At 66.7% G+C, this 21851-nt stretch carries 18 protein-coding genes; 14 read left to right on the forward strand and 4 right to left on the reverse strand.

Annotated features, from left to right (window positions below):
- Positions 1-11 precede the first annotated feature (11 nt).
- From hisG to EOD43_RS01250, 7 genes are all read left to right on the forward strand, one after another.
- Positions 12-683 (forward strand): ATP phosphoribosyltransferase, encoded by a 672-nt coding sequence (gene hisG, locus EOD43_RS01220; RefSeq protein ID WP_127740316.1) that lies wholly within the window; start codon positions 12-14, stop codon positions 681-683.
- Positions 667-1956, forward strand: coding sequence for a histidinol dehydrogenase (gene hisD, locus EOD43_RS01225; RefSeq protein ID WP_127740317.1), 1290 nt, complete (start codon positions 667-669; stop codon positions 1954-1956). Before hisG ends, hisD begins: the two co-directional genes overlap by 17 nt.
- Before the next feature lie 5 nt (positions 1957-1961).
- A complete protein-coding gene (nusB, locus tag EOD43_RS01230; RefSeq protein WP_127740319.1) occupies positions 1962-2417 on the forward strand; it encodes a transcription antitermination factor NusB in 456 nt (151 codons plus the stop codon).
- Complete coding sequence (locus tag EOD43_RS01235) at positions 2414-3184, forward strand: sulfite exporter TauE/SafE family protein (protein WP_240653036.1); 771 nt, start codon at positions 2414-2416, stop codon at positions 3182-3184. The genes nusB and EOD43_RS01235 overlap by 4 nt, the downstream gene beginning before the upstream one ends.
- The gene (gene thiL, locus EOD43_RS01240; RefSeq protein WP_127740321.1) at positions 3181-4116 is read left to right on the forward strand and encodes a thiamine-phosphate kinase; all 936 of its coding nucleotides are present in this window, start codon (positions 3181-3183) and stop codon (positions 4114-4116) included. Before EOD43_RS01235 ends, thiL begins: the two co-directional genes overlap by 4 nt.
- Positions 4117-4265: 149 nt before the next feature.
- Entirely contained in the window at positions 4266-6365 is a 2100-nt protein-coding gene (locus EOD43_RS01245; RefSeq protein WP_127740323.1) for a sodium-translocating pyrophosphatase, read from the forward strand.
- A 170-nt stretch (positions 6366-6535) separates the two neighbouring features.
- On the forward strand, positions 6536-7831 hold the full coding sequence (locus tag EOD43_RS01250) for a hypothetical protein (RefSeq protein ID WP_127740325.1): 1296 nt from the start codon (positions 6536-6538) through the stop codon (positions 7829-7831).
- On the opposite strand, the gene EOD43_RS01255 is transcribed toward EOD43_RS01250, so the two are convergent.
- Positions 7798-8076, reverse strand: coding sequence for a hypothetical protein (locus EOD43_RS01255; RefSeq protein ID WP_127744568.1), 279 nt, complete (start codon positions 8074-8076; stop codon positions 7798-7800). The two genes, EOD43_RS01250 and EOD43_RS01255, sit on opposite strands and share 34 nt — an antisense overlap.
- 95 nt (positions 8077-8171) lie before the next feature.
- Here EOD43_RS01255 and EOD43_RS01260 point away from each other — a divergent pair, with 95 nt between their 5' ends.
- The 5 genes from EOD43_RS01260 to EOD43_RS01280 are packed head-to-tail and all read left to right on the forward strand — an operon-like array spanning position 8172 to position 15719.
- Positions 8172-11522, forward strand: a complete 3351-nt coding sequence (locus tag EOD43_RS01260; RefSeq protein WP_127740327.1) for a glycosyltransferase — start codon at positions 8172-8174, stop codon at positions 11520-11522.
- Complete coding sequence (locus tag EOD43_RS01265; RefSeq protein WP_127740329.1) at positions 11512-12813, forward strand: hypothetical protein; 1302 nt, start codon at positions 11512-11514, stop codon at positions 12811-12813. Before EOD43_RS01260 ends, EOD43_RS01265 begins: the two co-directional genes overlap by 11 nt.
- 31 nt (positions 12814-12844) lie before the next feature.
- Complete coding sequence (locus EOD43_RS01270) at positions 12845-13846, forward strand: threonine aldolase family protein (protein WP_127740331.1); 1002 nt, start codon at positions 12845-12847, stop codon at positions 13844-13846.
- Positions 13843-14775 (forward strand): DMT family transporter, encoded by a 933-nt coding sequence (locus EOD43_RS01275; protein ID WP_127740332.1) that lies wholly within the window; start codon positions 13843-13845, stop codon positions 14773-14775. The genes EOD43_RS01270 and EOD43_RS01275 overlap by 4 nt, the downstream gene beginning before the upstream one ends.
- On the forward strand, positions 14772-15719 hold the full coding sequence (locus EOD43_RS01280) for a DMT family transporter (protein WP_127740334.1): 948 nt from the start codon (positions 14772-14774) through the stop codon (positions 15717-15719). Before EOD43_RS01275 ends, EOD43_RS01280 begins: the two co-directional genes overlap by 4 nt.
- On the opposite strand, the gene EOD43_RS01285 is transcribed toward EOD43_RS01280, so the two are convergent.
- Positions 15629-16468 (reverse strand): Rossmann-fold NAD(P)-binding domain-containing protein, encoded by an 840-nt coding sequence (locus tag EOD43_RS01285; RefSeq protein WP_127740336.1) that lies wholly within the window; start codon positions 16466-16468, stop codon positions 15629-15631. The genes EOD43_RS01280 and EOD43_RS01285 overlap by 91 nt on opposite strands.
- A 72-nt stretch (positions 16469-16540) precedes the next feature.
- Here EOD43_RS01285 and pepN point away from each other — a divergent pair, with 72 nt between their 5' ends.
- Complete coding sequence (gene pepN, locus EOD43_RS01290) at positions 16541-19138, forward strand: aminopeptidase N (RefSeq protein ID WP_127740338.1); 2598 nt, start codon at positions 16541-16543, stop codon at positions 19136-19138.
- A gap of 83 nt (positions 19139-19221) precedes the next feature.
- Here pepN and fumC read toward each other — a convergent pair whose 3' ends face one another.
- Together fumC and EOD43_RS01300 are read right to left on the reverse strand one after the other, a co-directional pair.
- A complete protein-coding gene (fumC, locus tag EOD43_RS01295; protein WP_127740340.1) occupies positions 19222-20610 on the reverse strand; it encodes a class II fumarate hydratase in 1389 nt (462 codons plus the stop codon).
- A gap of 62 nt (positions 20611-20672) precedes the next feature.
- Entirely contained in the window at positions 20673-21155 is a 483-nt protein-coding gene (locus EOD43_RS01300) for an SspB family protein (RefSeq protein ID WP_127740342.1), read from the reverse strand.
- Between the two features lie 108 nt (positions 21156-21263).
- Here EOD43_RS01300 and hisB point away from each other — a divergent pair, with 108 nt between their 5' ends.
- Positions 21264-21851 carry an imidazoleglycerol-phosphate dehydratase HisB gene (hisB, locus tag EOD43_RS01305; RefSeq protein WP_127740344.1) on the forward strand — a complete coding sequence of 196 codons (588 nt, stop codon included), beginning with the start codon at positions 21264-21266 and terminating at the stop codon, positions 21849-21851.

Raw genomic sequence — 21851 nt, forward strand, 5'->3', positions numbered from 1 at the left:
GCCCGCCCGTCATGGCCGATCAGATCATCATCGCCGTCCCCAAGGGACGTATCCTCAAGGAAGTGCTGCCGCTGTTCGAAGCCGTCGGCATCGTCCCCGAGGCCGCGTTCGGCGACGAGGACAGCCGGCTGCTCCGTTTCGCGACCAATCGGCCCGATATCGGCCTGATCCGCGTGCGCGCCTTCGACGTCGCGACCTTCGTGGCGCACGGCGCGGCGCAGATCGGCATCGTCGGGTCCGACGTGCTGATGGAGTTCGATTATTCGGAGATCTACGCCCCGATCGATCTGGGGATCGGCCATTGCCGCATCTCGGTGGCCGAACCGGTGGCGATGGCCGCGACCGACGACCCGCGCGAGTGGAGCCATGTGCGCGTCGCAACCAAATATCCCAACATCACCCGCCGCCATTTCGAGGCGCGCGGCGTGCAGGCCGAATGCGTCAAGCTGAACGGCGCGATGGAGATCGCGCCGGTACTGGGTCTGTCCAGCCGGATCGTCGATCTCGTCTCCACGGGACGCACGCTGAAGGACAATGGCCTCGCCGAAGTCGAGACGATCGCCGAGGTCTCGTCGCGCCTGATCGTTAACCGCGCCGCCTTCAAGACGCGCGCGGGCGATATCGTGCCCTTGGTCGAAGCCTTCCGCCAGGCGGTGGGAGGCAGCGATGCCGCATCGGCTTGATAGCCGCACCACCGGTTTCGCCGCCGCCTTCGCCGATCTGGTCGACGCCCGCCGCGAGGCGGACGAGGATGTTTCGCGCGATGTGACCGCTATCGTCGCCGAGGTCCGCAAGAATGGCGACGCAGCGCTGGCCGATTATACCCGGCGCTTCGACGGCCACGATCTGGATGCCGGCGGCTGGAAGGTCGATCGCGCCGAATGCGAGGCGGCGCTCGCCGCGCTCGATCCGAAATTGCGCGAAGCGCTCGAACTCGCGGCGACACGCATCCGCGCCTATCACGCCGCGCAGAAGCCCGACGATCGCGACTCGGTCGACGCATCGGGCGTCCGCATGGGCGCGCGCTGGAGCGCGGTCGACGCCGCCGGCCTCTATGTTCCCGGCGGCCGCGCGGCCTACCCCTCGTCGGTGCTGATGAACGCGATCCCCGCCAAGGTCGCGGGCGTCGGGCGGCTGACGATGGTGACGCCGACGCCGAAGGGCGCGACCAACCCCCTCGTCCTTGCTGCCGCCGCGATTGCGGGCGTCGATGAAGTGTGGCGCGTCGGCGGGGCGCAGGCGATCGCCGCGCTCGCCTATGGCACCGATCGTATCGAGCCGGTCGACGTGATCGTCGGCCCCGGCAATGCCTGGGTCGCCGAGGCCAAGCGCCAACTTTACGGCGTCGTCGGGATCGACATGGTCGCCGGCCCGTCCGAGATCGTGGTCGTGGCCGATGCCGCCAACGATCCCGCCTGGATCGCCGCCGATCTGCTGAGCCAGGCCGAACATGATCCGACCAGCCAGTCGATCCTGTTCACCGACGATGCCGCCTTCGCCGACAAGGTCGCCGCCGAAGTCGATCGCCAAATTCCTTTGCTGTCGACCGCCGCCACCGCCGCGACCAGCTGGGCCGACAATGGCGCGATCATCGTGGTCGGCTCGCTCGACGAAGCCCCGGCGCTCTGCGATCGACTCGCCCCCGAACATCTCGAACTCGCGGTCGCCGACCCCGAAAAGCTGTTCGACAGGATCCGCCACGCCGGCTCGGTCTTCCTGGGCCGTCACACGCCCGAGGCGGTCGGCGATTATGTGGCGGGGCCGAACCATGTGCTGCCCACCGGGCGGCGCGCGCGCTTCGCGTCGGGCCTCTCCGTACTGGACTTCATGAAGCGGACCAGCTTCATCGCATTGGACGACACCGCCATCCGCGCGATCGGCCCCGCCGCGGTCGCGCTGGCCGAGGCCGAGGGGCTTCCCGCCCATGCCGCGTCCGTGGCAATGCGGTTAGGATAAGAGATATGACCAAGAGCAACGAACGCAGCCGCACCCGCAGCGCCGCCCGCCTCGCCGCGGTGCAGGCGCTTTACCAGCAGGAGATGGAGGGCACCGAACTGCCCCGCCTGCTCGACGAGTTTCACCGCCATCGCCTCGGCGCCACGATCGAGGACGTGACCTATGCCGATGCGGAGGCCGATTTCTTCGACGATCTGGTCAAGGGCGTCGACGCGCGCCGTGATGAGATCGACGCTGCGATTTCGGCCAAGCTGACCGCCGACTGGAAGATCGAGCGGCTCGACAAGCCGATGCGCCAGATCCTGCGCGCGGGCACCTACGAGCTGCTGGCGCGGCAGGACGTGCCGACCGCGACCGTGATCAGCGAATATGTCGACGTCGCCGACGCCTTTTACGACAAGCGCGAAAAGGGCTTCGTCAACGGCGTGCTCGACGCGGTGGCCAAGGCGGCGCGCACTTGATCGCACAGGTGGCGGTGCTGCATCAGCCCGCCTTCTGGGTGCTGGGGCTGATCGCCGTCACCATCATCGGGCTCGCCAAGGGCGGGTTCATCGGCTTCGGCATTCTCGGCACCCCGTTGCTCGCGCTCGCGATCCCGCCGGTGCAGGCCGCCGCGATCATCCTGCCGCTTTTGCTGGTGCAGGATGCGGTGGGCATCTGGTCCTTCCGCAAGACGTGGGACGCTTATGTCCTGAAGGTGATGCTGCCCGGCGGGATCGTCGGCATCGCGATCGGCTACACCTTCGCCGCGTCGTTGCCCGATAGCTGGGTTCTCGGCGCGCTGGGCATCTTGTCGATCGTCTTCGGCGCCTATCGCCTGTGGATCGAACGCGGCGGCCGCGCCGCGCCGGCCGTCGAGTGGCCGGCCTGGGCCGGCTTCCTGTGCGGCACCGCATCGGGGCTTTCGAGCCAAATCGCCCATGCGGGCCAGCCGCCTTTCCAGCTTTGGGCGATGCCGCGCCGTATGCCGCGCGACGTCTATGTCGGCACCTCGTCGATCTTCTTCGGCGCGATGAACTGGATCAAGGTGCCCGCTTACGCCGCGCTGGGCGCGTTCACCCCGTCCAACCTGATCGCGTCGGCCGCATTGCTGCCGGTCGCGATCCTGTCGACCCTGCTCGGCGTTCGGCTGGTGCGCCGCATCCGGACCGAGGGTTTCTATCGCATCGCTTATGCATTGCTGCTGCTCGTCGGCGTGGTGCTGCTGCGCAACGCCGTGGCGGGATGAGCGGCGAGGGCGATCTGATCGCGCGGCTGCGCGGCCTCGCCACCCATCCGGCCGCGCGCAGCCTGCTCGACGACGCCGCCGTCCTGCCCGCTCCGCTTGGCCGCGATCTCGTCCTCACTCACGACATGCTGGTCGCGGGCGTCCATTTCCTGCCCGATTGTCCGGCCGGCGATGTCGCGTGGAAGCTGTTGGCGGTGAACCTGTCCGATCTCGCCGCCAAGGGCGCGACCCCGATCGGGGTGCTGATGGGCTATGGCCTGACCGGCGATACCGCATGGGATGCCGCCTTCGTCGACGGCCTCGCCCGTGCGCTTGCGCATTTCGACGTGCCGCTGCTGGGCGGCGACACCGTCGCGCAGCCCAAGGGCGATGCCCGCGTGCTGGGCCTCACCGCGATCGGCCAGGCTCTGGCCGGCGGCGCACCCGATCGGCGTGGCGCGAAGCCCGGCGACCACCTCTGGGTCACCGGCCCAATCGGCGATGCCGGCCTCGGCCTGCGTATCGCCCTGGGCGAGATCGAGGGGCCGCGCCGCCTGCTCAAGGCCTATCGCCTGCCGATGCCGCGCCTGGCCTTCGGTCGCACGATCGCGCCGCACGTCTCGGCGATGGCCGATGTCTCGGACGGGCTGCTGATCGACGCCCGTCGCATCGCCGATGCCTCGGGCCTTGCCGTCACGATCGATCTCGCGACCGTCCCGCTTTCGGACGAAGCCCGCACCCTTGGTCTTGCCCCGCTGACGGCGGCCACAGCGGGCGACGACTACCAGCTCCTGTTCGCGTCATCCTCTGCCGAGATCGAGCGCATCGCCGCCGAACAGCGCGTGCCGATCGCCTGCGTCGGCCGGTTCGATCAGGGCTCGGGCCTTACCATCGTCGATAATGGTGGCCCCGTCGCTCTCCCGACCTCGCTCGGTTGGGAACACGGCGCTTAGCAGCGCCCTCCGACGCCCTCCGAATCGCCCGAAAATCCGGGCTTGCGGCCCTGCGTCAAGACTGACAGACTTTCAGTAATCCGTGCGGTCGCCAAAAAATAAACGGCAATCCTCGCCCCGCACGGTTCAAAAAGAGGGAAGGAGAAGCGATGCTCATCTTGGAAGTCGCGATCGGCTGCGGCCTGATCGCCATCTTGTACGGATTGATAACAAGCCGCCAGGTGCTGGCCTCTTCCGCCGGCAATCAGACGATGCAGGATATCGCCGCCGCCATTCAGGAAGGCGCGGGCGCCTATCTGGGCCGCCAATATCGCACGATCGCGATCGTCGGCATCGTCGTCGCCGCGCTCGTCACCTATTTCCTGGGCCTGACCTCCGCGATCGGCTTCATCCTGGGCGCGGTCCTGTCGGGCGCGGCCGGTTATGTCGGCATGAACATCTCGGTCCGCGCGAACGTCCGCACGGCGGAGGCGGCCCGCGTCAGCCTGCAGAGCGGCCTGACCGTCGCGTTCCGCGCAGGTGCGGTCACCGGCATGCTGGTCGCCGGGCTTGCCTTGCTCGCGATCGCCGTCTTCTTCTGGTACCTCACCGGCCCGACCGGCCATGCGCCCAATGACCGCCTTGTCATCGACGCGCTTGTCGCGCTCGCCTTCGGCGCCTCGCTGATCTCGATCTTCGCGCGTCTGGGCGGCGGCATCTTCACCAAGGCGGCCGACGTCGGCGCCGATCTGGTCGGCAAGGTCGAAGCCGGCATTCCCGAGGACGATCCCCGCAACCCCGCCACGATCGCGGACAATGTCGGCGACAATGTCGGCGACTGCGCGGGCATGGCCGCCGATCTGTTCGAAACCTATGTCGTAACCGTCGGCGCGACGATGGTGCTGACCGCGCTTCTCGTCACCGGCGACGCGCACTGGATCGGCACGCTGATGACGCTGCCGCTGATCATCGGTGGCGTGTGCATCATCACGTCGATCATCGGCACCTACATGGTCCGCCTGGGCAAGACCGAATCGATCATGGGCGCGCTCTACAAGGGCTTCTGGACCACCGCGATCCTCTCTGTCCCCGCCATCTGGGCGGTGACGCAGTGGACGGTGGGCGACATGAACGCGCCGATCGGCGTGGGCGGGGTCGATTTCCCGGCGATCAACCTGTTCTGGTCGTCAATGGTCGGTCTGGCCGTCACCGGGCTGCTGGTGTGGATCACGGAATATTATACCGGCACCAATTATCGCCCGGTTCGGTCGATCGCCAAGGCATCCGAAACCGGCCACGGCACCAACGTGATCCAGGGTCTGGCGATCAGCCTGGAGGCGACCGCACTGCCCACGCTGGTGATCTGCGTCGGCATCATCGTCGCCTACCAGCTCGCCGGCCTGATCGGCATCGCCTTCGGCGCGACCGCGATGCTGGCGCTGGCCGGCATGGTCGTGGCGCTCGACGCCTACGGTCCCGTCACCGACAATGCCGGCGGCATCGCCGAAATGTCGGGGCTGGACGACAGCGTCCGCGTCAAGACCGACGCGCTCGACGCGGTCGGCAACACCACCAAGGCGGTGACAAAGGGCTATGCGATCGGCTCGGCAGGGCTTGCCGCGCTGGTGCTGTTCGGCGCCTACACCACCGATCTGCAGCATTATTTCCCCGATCTCGCGGTGAACTTCTCGCTCAGCAACCCGTACGTGATCGTCGGGCTGCTGCTGGGCGCGCTGCTGCCGTATATCTTCGGCGCATTCGGCATGACCGCGGTCGGCCGTGCGGCGGGTGCGGTGGTCGAGGAAGTGCGTGGCCAGTTCCGCGAAAATCCGGGCATCATGGAGGGCACCAGCCGTCCCAATTATGCCCGCACCGTCGATCTGGTGACGCGTGCCGCGATCCGCGAGATGATCGTGCCGTCACTGCTGCCGGTGCTGGCGCCCGTCGCCGTCTATTTCGTGATCCGCCAGGTTGCGGGACAGGCGAACGGCTTCGCGGCGCTGGGTGCCCTGCTGCTCGGCGTGATCGTCAGCGGCCTGTTCGTCGCGCTGTCGATGACTTCGGGCGGCGGCGCATGGGACAATGCGAAGAAGTATATCGAAGACGGCAATCACGGCGGCAAGGGCAGCGAAGCCCATAAGGCCGCGGTTACCGGCGATACCGTGGGCGATCCGTACAAGGACACGGCGGGCCCCGCCGTGAACCCGATGATCAAGATCACCAACATCGTCGCTCTGCTGCTGCTCGCCGCGCTCGCGCACGCCGGCTGACGGCACAGCGGCTGACGTTCGGCCACGGGATGCCCGTCCGCTTCGGCGGGCGGGCATCCTCGCCGGGCTGGCCTTTTCCAAAGTCCTGAAGCAAGTTGGCCTTCCGTCTCTGGAAGGATCCGCGCCTGTCAGCCGAGCCTGAAACCATCGCGGCCCCGCACCAAAGGGGCGTGATCCGCCGTCATATCCGGATCCTGGCGCCGTTCACGGCGCTGCTCCTCGGCTTCATGGCCCTGCTGCTGATCCGCGCGCCGATGCCGCTCGAACGCCAGCGCGAACTGTGCGTCATCAACATTCAGGTCGCGCCCAACGTCCGCCTTCTCCTCAACTGCGATTCGGCCGAGTTCATGCGGCTGGGCTATGCGCCATCGGGGCTGATGGAGGTTGGCAATGCCCGCCAGTCGCGCCCCCTGTTCGTCGCGGGCGCTTATGCTCTGTCCTGGGTGTTCAAGCCGGTCGCTGCATTGCTCCAGCCGCTGGTGCCGACCGATGGCGGCCCCAATCCGCGCGGCGCGGGCAAGGTGGAGTTCGGGCTGCAGAACATGCTCGCCACCTACCTCGCCTATCTGACGATCAACGTCGCCTGCGTGCTGGCAAGCTGGCTGGTGCTCGTGCGGCTGACGGCGCCGGGATCGGTTCGAGCCGCCGGCTTCGCGGTGATCTGCGCCGGCACGATCCTGTTCGCGAACGACGTGAGCAAGGCGTTCCTCTGGTCCCCGCATACGCAGATGCTCAACATCCTGGTGCCGATGGTCGCCTGCATCATCATCGCCCGGCCGCCCGCGATGCGGATGGGGCTGGCGATCGCGGCCGTCGCGGGTGTAGCGATGCTGATATACGCCAATGCGATGATCCTGTTCGGCGCGCTGCTGATCGCGCTGTTCAAGCGCCCGGCGAAAACCCCGATCCACAATATCGGCATGGTAGTCGCCTATGCCTTGCTGTTCGCCGTGCCGACGCTGGGCTGGGGAGCGTTGGTGCGCCTGCTGGTCGGATCCTATTACGTCATCGAAGCGCAGAAATATGACGAGTTCGTCTGGGTTCTGAACGCTGCAATGGCTGGCCCAGCGACCTTCGTGACGGCGGTGTGGACCATGTCGTGGTTCTTCATCCGCCACGCTTTGCTCTACACGATTCCCCCCTTGATCTTCGTCCTGTTCGCGGCAGCCCATGCGGCGCGGCATGGGCGCGCGGCCTTTGACAAGTGGTGGGCGGGGCTGCGGCCTTTACTCGCGGCGCCTTTGCTCGCCAGCGGGCTGTCGCTGGGCTTCTTCATCTTCGTCGGCTTCCAGTCGCCCCGGCTGGCCTATCCCGCGATCCCGCCGCTGGTCGCGCTCGCCGCCATCGCCCTGGTGCAGGCAAAGCGCGTGGGTGGTGGCTGGACGGGCGCAGACCGCATCATCCTGGCGGCGCTGGCGATCGCCAATGCAGGCTATATCGTGGTCAAGGACGGCCCCTGGTCCTGATCGCCCGACTTGCGGATCAGGTAGCGATAGACGCCGATCAGGTTGATCGCGAACAGGACGATATTCTGCACCCCGATCCCCTTCGCCTCTGGCCCCAGAAAGCCCCACAGGATCAGCGCGATCGACGATGTGACGAAGATGACGAAGCCGATCCCGGTCCAGCGCCGCCCCAGATCGAGCGACACGATCAGCGCCGCGATCGCGCCCGCCACCGCGCCATAATATTGCAGCCCGGTGATCACCATATGGCCCATGTTCGGCCCCTCTCTTCATCCTCTTGATTAAGCCGTCCAACGCGCCTCTAACCTCGCGGGTTGCGTTGACATATGACGGGCGCGGAATGGACGATCGGCCGATATTCTACGATGCCTCGGGCCGCCGCCGCCGTCGCTTCGCGCTGGCCATCGCGGCGTTCGTCGGGCTGGTGGTGCTGTCGGCAGGCATCTTCTTCGGATCGATCGTCGAGGTGCAGCCACAGCCCCCATTGCCCTTCGCGGTCGACAGCCCGCCGATCAAGCCGACTTCAGGCAAGGACACTGTGGTCCGCGACGGCGGGCGGCGCATCCGTCATCTGTGGCGCGATTTCGAACGATCGCTGACTGGCACGCGTCCCGCCACCGGCCTGCCCCCCGAAAGCTATGCCTTCCACGCGCCGTGGGACGATGCATCCTCGGCCTCGCTCGCGCGGCATGTCGACGATGTCGACTGGGTGATCCCCGGCTGGATTTCGATCACCGGGCCGGATCACAAGGTGACGAGCTTCCCCGACACGCGTGGCAAGGCGGTGCTGAGCCGCGCGCATCATCGGCCGAAACTGATGCCGATGGTGCAGAACGCGCTCGACGGCGGATGGGACGGCGGCGGGATCGCGGCCTTGCTCCACGATCCCGCCGCCCGCACGCGGACGCTCGATCGGGTCGAAAGGCTGCTGATCGACAATCAGGCGCGCGGCGTCTTCTTCGATTTCGAGGAACTGCCCGACAGTGCCCACGCCGATTATCGCGCCTTCCTGGCCGAGGCGCATGCCCGCCTTGCCCCGCGCAACATGATCGTATCGATCGCGGCGCCCGTCGCCGACGAGGCGTGGGATCTGAAGGCCTATGCGAAGGTCACCGACCGGCTGTTCCTGATGGCCTATGACGAGCATTCCGAAGTCGGCGATCCCGGCCCGATCGCGAGCACGCCGTGGTTCGCCAATTCGGTCGCGCGCGCAGTGCGCGGGCTGCCGCCGGCCAAGGTGGTCGTGGCGCTCGGCTCCTATGCCTATGATTGGCAGAAGGGCGGCGATGTCGTCGCCCATTCGGTCGAGGATGTGTGGCTGACGGCGCGTGAATCGGGCGTGGACGTCCGCTTCGACAAAGCCAGCGCGAACAGCGGCTTCGCCTATCAGGAAGGCAATGCCCGCCACGACATCTGGCTGCTCGATGCCGCCGCGATGCGCGCGCAGCTGACCGCGCTCCAGCGCCTCGGCCTCAACGCCACCGCTTTGTGGCGGCTGGGGACCGAAGATCCGTCGATCTGGACGATGTTCGGGCGCGGCAAAGGGCGCGTGCCCCCCGCGACCGCAATCGAGAATATTCCCGCCGGCACCAATGTCGATATCGAGGGGACGGGCGAGATATTGCGGATCGGGGCGGTGCCCGTGCCCGGTCATCGTATCGTCACCACCGACAAGGCAGGGGCAATCACCGACGTTCGCTTCGATCGGCTGCCCAGCCCCTATCAGATCGAGCGGACCGGCCACCGCCCCGGCATGATCGCGCTCACCTTCGACGACGGGCCCGATCCGGTGTGGACGCCCAAGGTGCTCGACATCCTGAAGGCCAATCGCGTTCCCGGCACCTTCTTCATGGTCGGCGAAAATGCGCTGACGCAGCGCCCGTTGATCGAACGGGTGATCCGCGAGGGGCATGAGGTGGGGAGCCACACCTACACCCACCCCAATCTGGCCAATGCCACCCCGCGCGAAACCGCGCTGGAGCTGAACGCCAACCAGCGGCTGTTTCAGGCCTATACCGGCCGGTCGCTGCGCCTGTTTCGCGCGCCCTATTTCGGCGATGCCGAGCCGACCACCGCCGACGAAATCGTGCCGATCGAGGAGGCGCAGAATCGCGGCTACCTCTCGGTGGGCCTGCACGTCGACCCCGACGACTGGATGCGCCCCGGCGTCGATCAGATCGTCCAGCGCACGATCGACGGGGTGGAGGGCGCACGCGACGATTACAGCGCCAATGTCGTCCTGCTCCACGATGCCGGCGGCGATCGCGCGCAGACGGTGGAGGCGCTGCCGATCATCATCCGCGAGTTGCGCGCGCGCGGCTATCGCTTCGTTCCGGTCTCGACGCTGGCGGGGCTGAGCCACGCCGCAGTCAATCCGCCGATCTCCAAGGGCGATCGCTTCGCGGCCGAGGCCGATCTGGCGATGTTCAGCGCACTGGGCGGGATCGTCATCGCGCTCAAATGGATCTTTGGGGTGGCGATCACCGTCGGCATAGTGCGCGCCATCGCATTGTCGGGCCTCGCTTTGTGGCAGGCGCGGCGGGAGCAGAAGACGGTGTTCCCGCCAATCGACCCCGATCGCTTCGTCACCGTGCTGATCCCCGCCTTCAACGAGGAGCGCGTGATCGAACGATCGGTGCGCCGCGTGCTCGACAGCCGCGAGGTGAAGATCGAGGTGATCGTGATCGACGACGGATCGAAGGACCGCACCTCCGCAATCGTCGCGGAGACGTTCGCGGGCGACGATCGCGTCCGCCTGCTCACCCTCGAAAATGGCGGCAAGGCGCGCGCGCTCAACAAGGGGTTGGAACTGGTCCGCTCCGACCTCGTCATCGCGCTCGACGCCGATACCCAGTTCGAGCCGACGACGATCGCGCGCCTCGCGCGCTGGTTCGACGATCCGAAGCTGGGCGCGGTGGCGGGCAATGCGAAGGTGGGCAATCGCGTCAACCTCGTCACCCGCTGGCAGGCGCTGGAATATATCACCGCACAGAATCTGGAGCGGCGCGCGCTGGCGCGGCTCGATGCGATCACGGTGGTGCCCGGCGCGGTCGGCGCGTGGCGGCTGGCGGCGATCCGCGAGGTAGGCGGCTATCCGCCCGATACGCTGGCCGAGGATCAGGATCTGACGATCGCGATCCAGCGCGCGGGATGGCGCGTCGATTATGATCAGTTCGCGGTCGCATGGACCGAGGCGCCCGAAAGCTTCGCTGCGCTCGCCAAACAGCGTTTCCGCTGGGCCTATGGCACGCTGCAATGCCTGTTCAAGCATCGCGACGCGATCCGCAGCGGCAAGCCCAAGGGGCTGGCGCGGATCGGTCTGCCGCAGGCGATCATCTTCCAGATCCTGCTCGCCGCCATATCGCCGGTGATCGATCTGGCGCTGATCGTCAGCATCGCGGGCACGTGGATCTCGGTCGAGCAGCATGGCTGGGCGCAGACCAAGACCGATATCGACAAGATGCTGACCTATTGGCTCGTCTTCACCGCGATCGATCTGCTGGCCGCTTTCATCGCCTTCGCGCTCGAACGGCGCGAGAAGTGGCGGCTGCTGTGGCTGCTGATTCCGCAGCGGATCGGCTATCGCCAGATCATGTATTATGTCGTGTTGAAGGCGATTGCGCAGGCGATGCGCGGACCGAAGGTGGGCTGGGGCAAGCTCGAACGATCGGGCCGGGTGGATGCGGCCTGACAAAGCCGCCCCGTTCGTCGTCCCGGCGTTGGCGGCGATCTTCGCCATCGTCCAGATCGCGATCTTCCGCTGGGGTGTCGTCACTCCCGATGGAGTCCTGCAATATGGGCAGGCGCTGACCGGCCGATATGACGACTGGCATCCGCCGGTCACGGCCTGGCTGTGGCGACAATTGCTACGCGTGGCGCCGGGTGGTGCCGGCTATCTGCTGTTCGACGCCGCGCTCTATTGGGGCGGCATCGCGCTGATCGCCGATCGGCTGCGGCGCAAGACGGGGCTGGCGGCCGGCATCGCGCTGTTGCTTGTGGGCCTCCTGCCGATCTCGTTTGGGCAGGTCGGCGCGCTGCTGAAGGATACGTTGCTCGCCTGCCTGCTGACGATGGCGGCGGCCCTGCTGTGGCGTGGGTGGACCGCCGGGCGAATCGGCGCCGTCGTGCTGATCGTCATCGCCGCCGCCACCCGCTTCAACGCCTTGTTCGCCGCCGCACCCCTGCTGCTGCTCGCCTTGCCGACACGCTGGACACGACGGCCGTGGATCATCCTGAGCCTGCTGGTCGCCGCGCTGGGCGGTCTCGCGATCACGAGCAACCTGATCAACGTACGGGCATTGAAGCCCCACCGATCGCAACCCTTCCTGAGCCTCGTCAATTTCGATCTGGCGGGAATCGTCGCGCATGGTGGCACCAACGGTTATCCGCTGCTCAGCGACGAGGAGGCGAAACGCTACACCGCGCATTGCTACGACCCCAGCCTTTACGGCCTTCAGGATCAGGAGACCTGCGCCGCGCCCGAGGAGAGCCTAGTCCGCTGGACCGCGCGGCCCGACGAAAGCGGGGTCGGCGTCTGGCTCAACGCGTTCCTGACCTCGCCCGGCGCCTATGCCGCGCACCGCATCGCGCATCTCAACCGCAACTGGCGGGTCGCGCCGCCGGTCATCCCCAACGACGCGGTCTATGTGATGAGCGCGCCGAACGATCTGGGCCTGTCCTTCACGGTCCGCCCCTCGGCAAAGGCGGTTTCAGACGCCGGATGGGCGATGGCGCAGTCGCCGCTCGGCCGACCATTCGTCTGGATTATTTGCGCGGCCGTCCTGCTCGCCCTGTCACCGTGGCTCGCCGAACGGCGCTTCGTGACCGCGCTCGCCGCCTCGGCACTCTGCTACGGGCTTGGATATACGGTGTTTAGCGTGGCTTCGGACCTGCGTTACCATCTGTGGACGATGCTGGCGGCGCAGATCGCCCTGGTCGTGGCGGTCGCTACGGGGTTTCGGAGTCGCACGCAGCCCGATTGACTTGGCTGCGGCCGCCAAGCGATGCGGGGCGATGCGCTTCTTTTCCGACAATGCCGCCGGCGTCTGCCCCGAAGTCTTCGATGCCCTGGCCCGCGCCAATGCGGTCGACACCGCTTATGATGGCGATGCGCTGAGCAAGCGGCTCGACGGCGCCTTTTCCGATCTGTTCGAAACAGAGGTTGCGGCGCTCTGGATCGCGACGGGCACCGCCGCCAATTCGCTGGCGCTCGCATCGCTCGTCCAACCCTATCAGGGGATCGTCACCCACGAACAGGCGCACATTCAGGAGGACGAATGCGGCGCGCCTGAGTTCTATACCGGCGGGGCGAAGCTGCTGCTGGTCGGCGGCGAGGGCGCGAAGCTGACGCCCGACGCCGTCACCGCGCGGGTCGCGGGGATTCGTAACGACGTCCACCAGACCCAGCCCGCCGCGCTTTCGATCACCAACGCGACCGAATATGGGCTGGCCTACTCACCTACAGAGGTCGCGGCGCTCGGCGAGGTCGCGAAGGCGCGCAGCTGGGGCTTCCACATGGACGGCGCGCGCTTCGCCAATGCGGTGGTTTCGACCGGTGCGTCGCCCGCCGATCTCACGTGGCGCGGCGGGGTCGACGTGCTCAGCTTCGGCTTCGTCAAGAATGGCGGCATGTCGGCCGAGGCTTTGATCTTCTTCCGCCCCGAACTCGCGATACAGGCGCGCTATCGCCGCAAGCGCGGCGGGCATCTCTTTTCCAAGGGCCGCTTCGCCGCTGCGCAGATCCTGGCGATGATCGACAACGACGTCTGGCTGCGCAACGCCCGCGCCGCCAACGCCGCCGCCGCGCGGATCGCAGGCGCAGCCGAAGGACGCCTCGTCCATCCGGTGCAGGCAAACGAATTGTTCGTCCGCATGTCGCCCGAAGAAGCGGCAAGACTACGTGCGCAGGGCTTCGATTTCTACGACTGGGCGCCGGGGGAGATACGATTGGTGACGAGCTGGGATCAGCCGCCCGCCGAGATCGAGGCGCTTGCGCAGGCGATCGCGGCCCTATGAGCAGCATCGCCCCGCCCGCCCCCGTCGGCGTCGTCCCGACGCGTGTCATCCTGCCCTTCATCATCGTAACGTTGATCTGGGGTTCGACGTGGACGGCGATCCGATATCAGATCGAGGCGGGGGTCGATCCCTTCTGGTCGATCGGGCTGCGCTTCGGCACCGCCGCGATCGCGATGTTCGCTTATGGCGCCTTCCTGCGCCAGCCACTGCGCCTGCCGCCCGCCGGCTATACCTATGCGGTGGTGTTCGGCAGCTTCCAGTTCTTCCTCAACTTCGTCTTCGTCTATCAGGCGCAGCGCTACATCACCTCGGGCGTGGTCGCGATGTTCTTCGCGCTGCTGATCGTGCCCAACGCCGTACTCGGCCGCATCTTCCTAAAGATGCCGATCGGGCGCGAATTCCTGATCGGATCGGCTATCGCGGTCGCGGGCATGGCGCTCCTCTTCGCGCACGAGATCGAGGTGGTTGCGCGCGAAGGATCGGGGCGAACCGCGTTGGGCATCGGCTTCGTGATGATCAGCCTGCTGTTCGCCTCGGCCGCCAACGTCTCGCAGGCGGCGGAGCGGGTGCGTGCGCTGCCGCCGGTCGCGGTGCTCGCCTGGGGCATGACGGCGGGCGGGAGCTTCGCGATACTGACGGCGCTCGCGCGCGGCGGCCTGCCCGATACGCCGCTAACCCCGCTCTATATCGGCTCGACCCTCTATCTGGGCCTGCTGGGATCGGCGCTCACCTTCCCGCTCTACTTCTTCATGATCCGCCAGATCGGCCCCGCCCGCGCAGCCTATTCAGGGGTGGCCGTACCCGTGATCGCGATGATCCTGTCAACATTGCTCGAGGGCTATCGCTGGTCGATCCCAGCCGCGTTCGGATCGCTGCTCGCACTCGGCGGGCTCGTGATCGCGCTTCGGGCGCGCAAGCCCGCCGCATGAACAGCATTTCCCCGCCCCCCACGCTGGCCGCGCCGCCCGGCATCGTGCCGAGCCGCGTCATCCTGCCCTTCGTCATCGTGACGTTGAGCGGCGGATCGACATGGACGGCGATCCGGTACCAGATCGGCGCCGGGGTCGACATGTTCTGGGCGATGGGGCTGCGCGGGCTGATCGGCGCGATCGCGATGGTCGGCTGGTCGCTGCTGATCCGCGCACCTTTGGGCCTGCCGCCGCGCGGCATCGCCTATGCCGCCGCCATCGGCGGGCTGCAGTTCTTCCTGAGCTTCCTGTTCATCTACGAGGCCGAACGGCATGTGACGTCGGGGGTGGTCGCGATGTTCTTCGCGCTGCTGATCGTGCCCAATGCGATTCTGGCGCGCATCTTCCTGAAGATGCCGATGGGGCGCGAATTCCTGATCGGGTCGGCCGTCGCGATCGTCGGCATGGCGATGCTGTTCACCAACGAGATCGCGGCGGTGGCGAAGGGCAATGCCGATGACGCTATCATCGGCGTCACGCTGACCATCATCGGCCTGCTTTTCTCATCGGGCGCCAATGTCGCGCAGGCGAGCCGCTATGCCCGATCGCTGCCGCCGATCGCGGTGCTGGTCTGGGCGATGATGATCGCGTCGACGGCCGCGATGACGCTGGGCTTTGTCCGGTCGGGGATGCTGCCGCCCTCGGCCTTCACCCCCGCCTTCGCGCTGTCGACCGCCTATCTGGGCCTGTTCGGATCGGCGCTGACCTTCCCGCTCTATTTCTTCCTGATCCGGCAGATCGGCCCGGCGCGCGCCGCCTATTCGGGGGTGACGGTGCCGATCGTGGCGATGATCCTGTCGACGATCCTCGAAGGCTATCGATGGTCGCTGCCGGCGGTCGCGGGATCGGCGCTGGCGCTGGTCGGGCTGGTCATCGCGTTAAGGGCCGCCAAGCCCGCGCGATAATCGGGATAGAGCGGTCGCCAGCCGAGCAGGCGATGCGCCTTGCCTGCCGAGACGCGGCGATTCTCTGCATAGAAGGCGGCAGCGGCGGGCGACAGCTTCGCTTCGGCCAGCGTCAGAAGCGGCGGCGGCGCGACGCCCAGCAGCGCGCTGGCACAGGCGATCACTTCATTCTGCGGCACGGGCCGATCGTCGGCAATGTTGAACACGCCCGCTGGACCGCGATCCACGCTGGCCAGCACGCCGCCGACGATATCGTCGACATGGATGCGGCTGAACACCTGGCCGGGCAGATCGATGCGATGCGCCTTCCCCTCCCGCACCCGATCGAGCGGCGAACGACCTGGGCCGTAAATGCCCGGCAGGCGGAAGACGCGCACTTGCCGGTGGAGCGCCTGCCACGCCAGATCGGCCTCGGTGCGCGCGCTGCGCCGACCTCCACCGACCGGCGCGCTCTCATCGACCCACGCGCCGCCGGTGTCGCCATAGACTCCGCTGGACGACAGATAGCCGATCCAGCGCGCATCCGATGCCGCGATCGCCGATCCATGCCGCGCGAGTACGGGATCGCCCGCACTGTCGGGCGGCACCGAGGAGAGGATATGCGTCGCCTGTGCGATGGCCGAGGCGACCGCCGCATCGTCGTCGATCGTCGAACGCCCCACCGTGGTCACGCGCCAGCCGCGCGCGTTCAACGCAGCGGCGATGCGGCTCGCCGTATAGCCGGGGCCGAAGATCAGGATCGAGGACATCGCGTCCCCTTAGCGCGTTGAGCCTGTGCCGAAACCATTGTTTCGGCCCCAACCCAGGATTAGATCAGCACCATGCTCGACGCCCAATCCGCCACCGCCGCCCCGCCCGTGATCCGCCGCGAGGAATATCGCGCGCCCGACTGGCTGGTGCCCGAAGTGGAACTCGACTTCGCGCTCGATCCCGCCGCGACCCGCGTGACGGCGCGGCTGCACGTCACCCGCAATGGCACGCACCACCGCCCGCTGCGCCTGAACGGCGATGGGCTGACGGCGCTTTCGGTCACGATCGACGGTGCGGACGATGACGAAGCCTGGCGGATGGCGGGCGGCGATCTGATGATCGACCTGACCGGCGCGACCCATGTGATCGAAACCGTCGTCGAGATCAGCCCGCAGGCGAACACCCAGCTTATGGGCCTTTATGCCTCCACCGGCATGCTGTGCACCCAGTGCGAGCCCGAGGGCTTCCGCCGCATCACCTTCTTCCCCGATCGGCCCGACATCCTCAGCCGCTACGCGGTGCGGCTGGAGGCGAACAAGGTGCGCTTCCCGGTGCTGCTGTCGAACGGCGATCTGGAAGAATCGGGCGATCTGGAAGGCGGACGGCATTTTGCGCGCTGGGTCGATCCCTTCCCCAAGCCGACCTACCTCTTCGCACTGGTCGCCGCCGACCTGAAGGCCAATGTCGATCATTTCGCGACGATGAGCGGCCGCGAGGTCAAGCTCGCCATCTGGGTAGCCGAGGCCGACCTGCCCAAGACCGGCCACGCGATGGCGGCGCTCAAGGCGTCGATGGCGTGGGACGAAAAGGTCTATGGCCGCGAATATGATCTGGGCGAATTCAACATCGTCGCCGTCGCCGATTTCAACTTCGGCGCGATGGAGAACAAGAGCCTCAACATCTTCAATTCGCGCTACGTCCTCGCCGATCCCGAAACGGCGACCGACGCTGATTTCGACGCGGTCGCCGGCGTCGTCGCGCACGAATATTTCCACAACTGGTCGGGCAATCGCGTCACCTGCCGCGACTGGTTCCAGCTGAGCCTCAAGGAAGGCTTCACGGTCTTCCGCGATCAGGCGTTCTCGGCCGATCAGGGATCGCCCGCGGTCAAGCGGATCGAGGATGTGCGGGGCCTGCGTGCCGCGCAGTTCCCCGAAGATTCGGGGCCGCTCGCCCATCCGATCCGGCCCGAAAGCTATATCGAGATCAGCAATTTCTACACCGCGACCGTCTATAATAAGGGCGCAGAAGTCATCCGGATGCTCCACACGATGCTGGGGCCGCAGCGATTCCGCGCCGGCACCGACCTCTATTTCACCCGCCATGACGGCACCGCCGCGACATGCGAGGATTTCGTGCTGGCGATGGAGGAGGCGAGCGGAGTCGATCTGTCGCGCTTCCGCTTGTGGTATTCGCAAGCCGGCACCCCGCGCGTGAAAGCGACGCTGACGCACGAGGCCGCGAGCGGGCGGGCACACCTGACCTTGGAGCAGAGCGTGCCGGCGACGCCGGGCCAGCCCGACAAGGCGCCGATGCCGATCCCGCTGCGGCTCGACCTCTTCGGCGAAAAGACCCAGCGCAGCTTCGGCGGCGAACGGCTCGTGATGCTCGAGGATGAGCGGCTCGATGTGACCTTCGAGGGCGTGGGCGAGCGGCCGGTCCTGTCGATCAACCGCGGCTTTTCGGCGCCCGTCATCATTGAATCGGATCGTTCGGCTGCGGATCTCGCTTTCCTGTCCGCACATGACGACGATCCGTTCGCGCGGTACGAAGCGATGCAGCAGCTGATGCTCGATACGCTGGTCGGCAGCGTCGCCAACGGCAAGGCCGATCACGGCCCGGTGATCGAGGCGGTGCAGCGCACGTTGACCGATCCGATGCTCGACAGCGCCTTCATCGGCGAAGCGGTGCTGCTGCCGTCCGAAGGGTTCATCGGCGATCAGATGCTGATTGTCGATCCGCAGGCGATCCACCAGGCGCGTGAGGCTTTGCGCCGCGATCTGGGCACCACGCTGGCCGACGCATGGCGCGACGCTTACGACCGCAGCCGCGCGAACCGCTTCGAACAGACCCCGCAGGCCAAGGGCGCGCGGCGGCTGCGCAACGTCTCGCTGGGCTTCATGATGGCCAGCAAGGCGACCGACGTGCCCGGCATCGCCAAGGCGCAGTTTGACGCCGCCGACAATATGACCGACCGGCAGGGTGCGCTGGGCATCCTTTCGAACGTCTATGCGCCCGAACGCGACGCAGCCTTCTCCGATTTCTACGCGCGCTATCGCGACAATGGGCTGGTGCTCGACAAATGGTTCACCACCCAGGCGCTGTCGGTGCGGCCCGACACGATGGATCAGGTGATCGACCTGGCCGATCATCCCGATTTCACGCTGAACAACCCGAATCGCCTGCGATCGCTGGTCGGCGCGCTGTCGGCCAACCAGCTGGTGTTCCATGATCCGTCGGGGCGCGGCTATCGCTTCCTGGCCGACATGGTGCTGGCGGTCGACAAGCTCAACCCGCAGACCGCCGCGAAGCTTGTCCCCCCGCTCGGCCGCTGGCGCCGCTTCGGCGAGGCCGCGCAGACCGCGATGCGCGCCGAACTGGAACGCATCGTCGCAACGCCGGGCCTGTCGAAGGACGTGTTCGAACAGGTTTCGAAGAGTCTGGTATAACGTCATCCCGGCGGAGGCCGGGATCTCAGCGGGCAGGTGAGCGCGCTATTCTCCTGAGATCCCGGCCTCCGCCGGGATGACGATCAGCGCCCGATCATATCCTCCGGCCGCACCACGCGATCGAACGTCGCTTCGTCGATCAGACCCAGCGCCAGGCCCGCTTCCTTGAGGGTCAGCCCCTCGTGGTGGGCATGCTTGGCGATCTTGGCGGCGTTGTCATAGCCGATTTCGGGCGCGAGCGCGGTGACAAGCATCAGCGAGCGACCCACCAGTTCGCCGATCCGACGCTCATCGGCCTCCATCCCGTCGACGGCGCGCTCGGCAAAGCTTTCCATGCCCGTTGCGAGCAGATCGATCGAGCGCAGCACCGCGGCGCCGATCAACGGCTTGAACACGTTGAGTTCGAGATGGCCCTGAAGCCCGCCGATCGTCACCGCCTGATGGTTTCCAATCACCTGCGCGGCCACCATCGTCAGCATCTCGCACTGGGTGGGGTTCACCTTGCCCGGCATGATCGAGCTGCCCGGCTCATTTTCCGGCAGCATCAGTTCGGCGAGGCCCGAGCGCGGCCCCGATCCCAGCAGGCGGATATCGTTCGCGATCTTGGTGAGCGAAACCGCCAGCGTTGAAAGCGCAGCCGACAGATGGACGAGCGCATCGTTCGACGCCAGCGCCTCGAACTTGTTGGGCGCGGTTACGAACGGCAGGCCGGTCAGATCGGCGATCTCGGCCGCGACCGCGACATCGAAACCCGGCGACGTATTCAGCCCCGTGCCGACCGCCGTGCCACCCTGCGCGAGCAGCAGCACGCCCGCCGCAGCCGCCTCGATCCGCTCGCGCCCAGCCACCAGTTGCGCGGCATAGCCCGAAAATTCCTGCCCCAGCGTCAGCGGAGTCGCATCCTGCAAATGGGTGCGGCCGATTTTCACGATGCCGTCCCACGCCTTCACTTTCGCCTCGATCGCGTCGGTCAGCCGCTGGAGCGCCGGATAGAGGCGGTCCTGCACCGTCCGCGCCGCCGCGATGTGTAGCGCGGTCGGGAAGCTGTCGTTTGATGATTGCGCCATATTGACGTGATCATTGGGATGAACGGGCGCCTTGCCGCCGCGCTTGCCCGCCAGCGCCTCGTTCGCGCGGCCGGCGATCACTTCGTTGACGTTCATGTTGGTCTGCGTGCCCGAACCCGTCTGCCAGATGACGAGGGGGAATTGATCGTCGAGCTTGCCCGCGACCACCTCGGCCGCCGCCGCCTCGATCGCGTCGGCGACCTTGGCGTCGAGGCCATGCCGGCGATTCACCCGCGCCGCCGCCTGCTTCACGATCGCGAGCGCATGCGGGATCGCGATCGGCATCCGTTCGCGCTCGCCAAAGGGAAAATTGCCGATCGATCGCTGGGTCTGCGCGCCCCAATAGGCCGAGGCCGGCACCTCGATCGGGCCGAAGCTGTCGGTTTCGGTGCGCGTATCAGCCATGTGGGAATCTCCTACTTGCGAATCGATCGCAACATAGGACGATCAGCCGTCAGGCCAAGCGATTACTTCTTGCGGGTGAAATCGATCGAAACGACGTTCGATCCGTCCTCGACCGGGGTCGCGATCGGCGCGTCGTTACCCGCGGTCTCATGCTCGGGCTCGTCTTCATCGTCGGCCTGCGCCTGGAACTGCAGCGCGAAGTTGACCGCCGGATCGACGAAGCCCGTCACCGCGCCGAACGGGATGATCAGCTTGGCCGGAACCTGATTGAACGACAGGCCGACTTCGAACCCGTCGGGCTTCACCTTCAGATCCCAGAAGCGATTCTGGATGACGATCGTCATCTCGTCCGGGAAACGTTCGACGAGGTGCTTGGGGATGTCGACTCCCGGCGCGCCTGTCTTGAACGTGATGTAGAAATGGTGCTCGCCGGGCAGCCCGCCCGCGCTTTCGACCTCGCCCAGCACGCGGCCCACAACGGCGCGCAGCGCCTCCTGGACGATCTCGTCATAGGGAATCAGGCTGTCGGGCGCTTGGTCGCTCATGGCGCTTTAGGTGAACGCCCCCGCCCGCCGGGTCAAGTCGTGCGTTGCAGTGCGGCGTCGACCCGTTATAGGCGGCGGCGCCAGACACGCCCGGGGGACAGGCACGCGATGCGCACCGCGACGATCACGCGAAAGACCAGCGAAACCGATATTTCGGTGGCACTCAACCTCGATGGGACCGGCACCTATACGGTGTCGACCGGAATCGGCTTCCTCGATCATATGATCGAACAGCTGTCGCGCCACTCGCTGATCGACCTCGACGTGAAGGTGAACGGCGATCTGCACATCGATCAGCACCACACGACCGAGGATTGCGCGATCGCGATCGGCGAGGCGCTGGCCAAGGCGCTGGGCGAGAAGCGCGGCATCACCCGCTATGGCCATGCCTATGCGCCGATGGACGAGACGCTGACGCGCGTCGCGCTCGATATTTCGGGCCGTCCGTGGATGGTGTGGAAGGTGGCGCTGAACATGCCGCGCCTGGGCGAATGGGATACCGAGTTGATCGAACACTGGTTCCACAGCTTCGTGCAGTCGGCGGGCATCACGCTGCACGTCGAAAATCTTTACGGTTCGAACAACCACCACATCGTCGAAAGCTGCTTCAAGGGGCTGGCGCGTGCTCTGCGCGTCGCGACCGAGATCGATCCGCGTAAGGCCGACTCGATCCCGTCGACCAAGGGCACGCTCTGA

Source organism: Sphingomonas crocodyli (assembly GCF_004005865.1).
GTDB classification, from domain to species: domain Bacteria; phylum Pseudomonadota; class Alphaproteobacteria; order Sphingomonadales; family Sphingomonadaceae; genus Rhizorhabdus; species Rhizorhabdus crocodyli.

Bases quoted from the DNA above. Each gene is read 5' to 3' on its own strand.
- EOD43_RS01265 (WP_127740329.1), top strand. From the start codon at position 11,512: ATGCGGCCTGACAAAGCCGCCCCGTTCGTCGTCCCGGCGTTGGCGGCG.
- EOD43_RS01285 (WP_127740336.1), bottom strand. From the start codon at position 16,468: ATGTCCTCGATCCTGATCTTCGGCCCCGGCTATACGGCGAGCCGCATC.
- hisG (WP_127740316.1), top strand. From the start codon at position 12: ATGGCCGATCAGATCATCATCGCCGTCCCCAAGGGACGTATCCTCAAG.
- pepN (WP_127740338.1), top strand. From the start codon at position 16,541: ATGCTCGACGCCCAATCCGCCACCGCCGCCCCGCCCGTGATCCGCCGC.
- nusB (WP_127740319.1), top strand. From the start codon at position 1,962: ATGACCAAGAGCAACGAACGCAGCCGCACCCGCAGCGCCGCCCGCCTC.
- EOD43_RS01280 (WP_127740334.1), top strand. From the start codon at position 14,772: ATGAACAGCATTTCCCCGCCCCCCACGCTGGCCGCGCCGCCCGGCATC.
- hisD (WP_127740317.1), top strand. From the start codon at position 667: ATGCCGCATCGGCTTGATAGCCGCACCACCGGTTTCGCCGCCGCCTTC.
- EOD43_RS01255 (WP_127744568.1), bottom strand. From the start codon at position 8,076: ATGGTGATCACCGGGCTGCAATATTATGGCGCGGTGGCGGGCGCGATC.
- hisB (WP_127740344.1), top strand. From the start codon at position 21,264: ATGCGCACCGCGACGATCACGCGAAAGACCAGCGAAACCGATATTTCG.
- EOD43_RS01300 (WP_127740342.1), bottom strand. From the start codon at position 21,155: ATGAGCGACCAAGCGCCCGACAGCCTGATTCCCTATGACGAGATCGTC.
- fumC (WP_127740340.1), bottom strand. From the start codon at position 20,610: ATGGCTGATACGCGCACCGAAACCGACAGCTTCGGCCCGATCGAGGTG.
- EOD43_RS01260 (WP_127740327.1), top strand. From the start codon at position 8,172: ATGGACGATCGGCCGATATTCTACGATGCCTCGGGCCGCCGCCGCCGT.
- thiL (WP_127740321.1), top strand. From the start codon at position 3,181: ATGAGCGGCGAGGGCGATCTGATCGCGCGGCTGCGCGGCCTCGCCACC.
- EOD43_RS01245 (WP_127740323.1), top strand. From the start codon at position 4,266: ATGCTCATCTTGGAAGTCGCGATCGGCTGCGGCCTGATCGCCATCTTG.
- EOD43_RS01275 (WP_127740332.1), top strand. From the start codon at position 13,843: ATGAGCAGCATCGCCCCGCCCGCCCCCGTCGGCGTCGTCCCGACGCGT.
- EOD43_RS01270 (WP_127740331.1), top strand. From the start codon at position 12,845: ATGCGCTTCTTTTCCGACAATGCCGCCGGCGTCTGCCCCGAAGTCTTC.